This is a genomic window from Actinosynnema sp., assembly GCF_052038725.1.
In genome coordinates this window covers 1-3,304 of record NZ_JBQGCX010000375.1, presented here as the reverse complement: position 1 = coordinate 3,304, position 3,304 = coordinate 1, and the positions used below count along the sequence as shown (strand labels likewise).

Genomic DNA, 3,304 nt, shown 5'->3' with positions numbered 1-3,304 from the left:
GGTGGTCGACGCCCTCGGGGCCGGTGGCGCGGCCGGAGCGGCTGGCGAGGGTGACCCGCTCGCCCGCGTCGGCGAGCAGGGCGGCGACGTGGCGGCCGACGGGGCCCGCGCCGATGACGAGGTGGTGCTGCGACATGGTGGTTCGCCTTCCCGGTTGCTGGGTGCACCGGAAAACTAACAACCTCTAACCAACTTTGGCAGTGTTAGATTTTTCTACTGCTGCTAACCTGCGCGCATGTCGTTGCGCGAACGCAGGCGGGCCACCGCCACCCGCGAGATCCTCGACGCGGCCAAGGCCCGGATGGCCGAGCACGGGCCCGCGGGGCTGGCGCTGCGGGCGGTGGCCCGCGACCTGGACATGACCGTGCAGGCGCGCTACCACTACTACCCCAGCCGGGACGACCTGCTGACCGCGCTGATCGCGGAGGCGTACGAGGACCTGGCGGCGGCCGTGCGGACCGCGCTGGACGCCGGGCCGCCGGAGCCGTTCCCGGCCGTGGCGGAGGCGTTCCGGAGGTGGGCGATCGAGCACCGGGCCCAGTTCCAGCTGCTCTACGGCACCCCCCTGCCGCACTACCGCGCCCCGCACGAGGGCCCGACCACCGAGGCGGCCAGGAAGGTCACGGCGGTCTTCCGCGCCGCCCTGTTCGACGGCTGCACGGAGGAGGCGCTGGCCCGCGCGGACGCGCCCCCGCTGAGCGAGGAGCTGCACGCCCGCTTCGCGGAGCTGCCCCCGGAGGCCAGGGGCGAGCTGCCCCCGCCCGCCGCCGTGCTGTTCCTGGGCGCGTGGGCCCAGCTGCACGGCCTGGTGGTGCTGGAGGCGTTCGGCCACTTCGACTTCCTCGGCCCGCTGCGGGCCGAGGCGTTCGAGGGGGCGGTGCGGTCGCTGCTGGCCGACGTGCGGCGGCGGGTGCCGGGCTGACCGGGGGCGCGGGCCTGGGCGCCGCGCCCCCGGTCGGGTCAGGCGGCCGGGTGGACGGACAGGGCGTGGCGGAACAGGCCGCGCGGGTCGTAGTGCTTCTTGACCTGCTGCAGGCGGGCGTAGTTGGCGCCGTAGTAGAGGCTGTGCCACGGGGTGCCCGAGGTGTTCCAGGCCGGGTCCGCGAGGTCGACGTCCGGGTAGTTGATGTAGGCGCCCGCGTTGACGGCGTCCGGCACGGGCACGCCGCCGGAGGCGGCGTAGACGTCGCGGTAGAGGTTGCGGACCCAGGCGATGTTGGCGGCGTCCTCCGCCTCGGAGGACCAGGTGCCCGCCGTGAAGTAGACGCGCATGGTCGAGTCCCGGTGCACGGCGGCGGTGGCGCCGGGCGCGGTGGCGTTGATCTGCCCGCCGAGCGCGGAGATGTTCACCTGCGCCCCGGCGTTGGCGTACGAGTCGTTGGTGAGGTAGCTGTGGATGGTGGCGATCTGGGCGTCGGTGTAGCTCCTGCGCAGGTCGGAGGTCTTGTTCTTCTGCCGTCCCGCGGGCTCCTGGTACCAGTTGCCCCGGTCCAGCCAGGGCAGCGAGTACTGGTGGTCGGCGCTGGTGGCCACGCCGACGTTCGCGGTGACCTCGGCGAGGAAGTCGGCCAGCAGGGCCTCGCCGTTGGCGGCGTCAGCGCTGACGCCCGCCATCAGGCCGATGGTGCCCGCCGACTGGTGCGGGGTGAAGTACGAGGCCCACACCTGCGTCTTCGGGCTCCCCGGCGCGCTGTTGTGCTCGAACCAGCGGCAGAAGTTGCGGGTCAGGGTGGTGAACGCGCCGGGGGACACGTCCTCCCAGGACCACTCCAGCATCCGCACGCGCTGGTCGTAGGCGCGGGGCAGCAGGCGGCTGGGGTCCGTCGAGGCGACGCCGGGGGTGCGGAACCAGTACTTGGTGACGATGCCGAAGTTGCCCCCGCCACCGCCGGTGTGCGCCCACCAGAGCTCGCGGTGGGGGTCGTTCCGGTCGCGGGTGGCGACGGTGACGTGGGCCTGCCCCGAGGCGTCGACGGTGACGACCTCGACGGCCTGGAGGTGGTCGACCGCTAAGCCGTGCATCCGGGAGTAGAAGTTGTACCCGCCGCCCAGGATGTGCCCGCCGAGCCCGACCTCGGCGCAGCCCGCCGACGGGATCATCACGCCCCAGCCCTTGAACAGGGTGCCCTGGGTGGGGGCGACGATGGCCCCCGGTTCGACCGCGAAGGCCGTGCGCGCCGGGTCGAAGTAGACCTCGTTGAGCTGGGAGAGGTCGATCAGGTGCTTGACCTCGGAGGAGGTGGTGAAGTCCTCCATGCAGTGCCCGCCGGAGCGCGCGGCGACCCGGTGCCCCCTGGCGGCGGCCTCGGCGAGCGCGTCGGCGACCTGGCCCGCCGAGCCCGCGACGGTGACGCGGGCCGGGCTGCCGGTGAAGCGGGTGTTGTGCTGGACGAGGAAGCTGGCGTACCGCGGGTCACCGGGTTCGACGGTGACGGGGCCGAAGGTCGGCGGGGTTCCGGTCCTGGCAGGGGCGGGCGCGGCGGCGAGGGCGGAGGGGGCTGCGGCGAGCCCCGCGCCCGCGAGCGCGACGCGGGTGAGCAGGCGGCGTCGATCGATCAGAGGCACTGGCGGAACTCCTAACGGTCCACGGTGGAACGGCGTTGGGCGCGCGCGGTCGGACGGCGTCGCGGGAGGGGCGGGCCGAGCGGTCGAGCCGGGGGCGCGCGGGTCAGCGGTCGTCGAAGCGGTGCATGACGTGCTTGAGGCTGGTGTAGTCATCGACGGCGTAGCGGGAGAGGTCCCTGCCGTGGCCGGAGGCGCCGGGACCGCCGTGGGGCATCTCGGCGGCGAACCGCATGTGCGCGTTCACCCAGACGCACCCGGCGCGCAGCCGGGGCACGAGGCGGTGCGCGCGGGCGTGGTCGGCCGTCCACACGCTCGCGGTCAACGCCTGGCGCACGCCGTTGGCCAGCAGGACCGCCTTGTCCTCGGCGCCGAAGGTCTGCACGGTGACCACGGGGGCGAACAGCTCCCGCTGGACGACCTCGTCGCTCTGGCGGGCGCCGAGCAGGACCGTCGGCGCGAAGAAGAAGCCGGGGCCGGGAAGCGGCGCCCCGCCCGCGACGACCTCGATCCGCGACGGGAGCCGGTCGAGGACGTCCGCGGTGCGCGACAGGTGCGCGCGGGTGATCAGCGGGCCGCTGAACGCCTCGGGGTCGGAGGGCGGTCCCGGCCGGGTGGCGCGCGCGGCGGCGACGAGCGCGGTGGTGAGCGCCGGGGCGATGGACTCGTGGGCCAGCACGCGGGTGACGGCCGTGCAGTCCTGGCCCGCGGTGAAGAACGCGGCCTCGGCCAGCTGCCCGGC

Annotated in this window: 3 protein-coding genes; 1 reads left to right on the top strand and 2 read right to left on the bottom strand. The window is 74.3% G+C overall.

The window, feature by feature from the left end; all coding sequences use genetic code 11:
- Window positions 1-235: 235 nt before the first annotated feature.
- Entirely contained in the window at window positions 236-922 is a 687-nt protein-coding gene (locus ACTUAL_RS07570) for a TetR/AcrR family transcriptional regulator (protein ID WP_440899737.1), read from the top strand.
- A gap of 38 nt (window positions 923-960) precedes the next feature.
- Here ACTUAL_RS07570 and ACTUAL_RS07565 read toward each other — a convergent pair whose 3' ends face one another.
- Together ACTUAL_RS07565 and ACTUAL_RS07560 are read right to left on the bottom strand one after the other, a co-directional pair.
- Window positions 961-2,565: a BBE domain-containing protein gene (locus ACTUAL_RS07565; protein ID WP_440899736.1), complete on the bottom strand. Its 1,605-nt coding sequence runs from the start codon at window positions 2,563-2,565 to the stop codon at window positions 961-963.
- A 103-nt stretch (window positions 2,566-2,668) separates the two neighbouring features.
- The coding region (locus ACTUAL_RS07560) for an aldehyde dehydrogenase family protein (protein WP_440899735.1) at window positions 2,669-3,304 on the bottom strand (636 nt) is incomplete at its 5' end.

What these genes read in the sequence shown, in the direction of transcription:
- ACTUAL_RS07570 (WP_440899737.1), top strand. Translation starts at nt 236, where the DNA reads ATGTCGTTGCGCGAACGCAGGCGGGCCACCGCCACCCGCGAGATCCTC.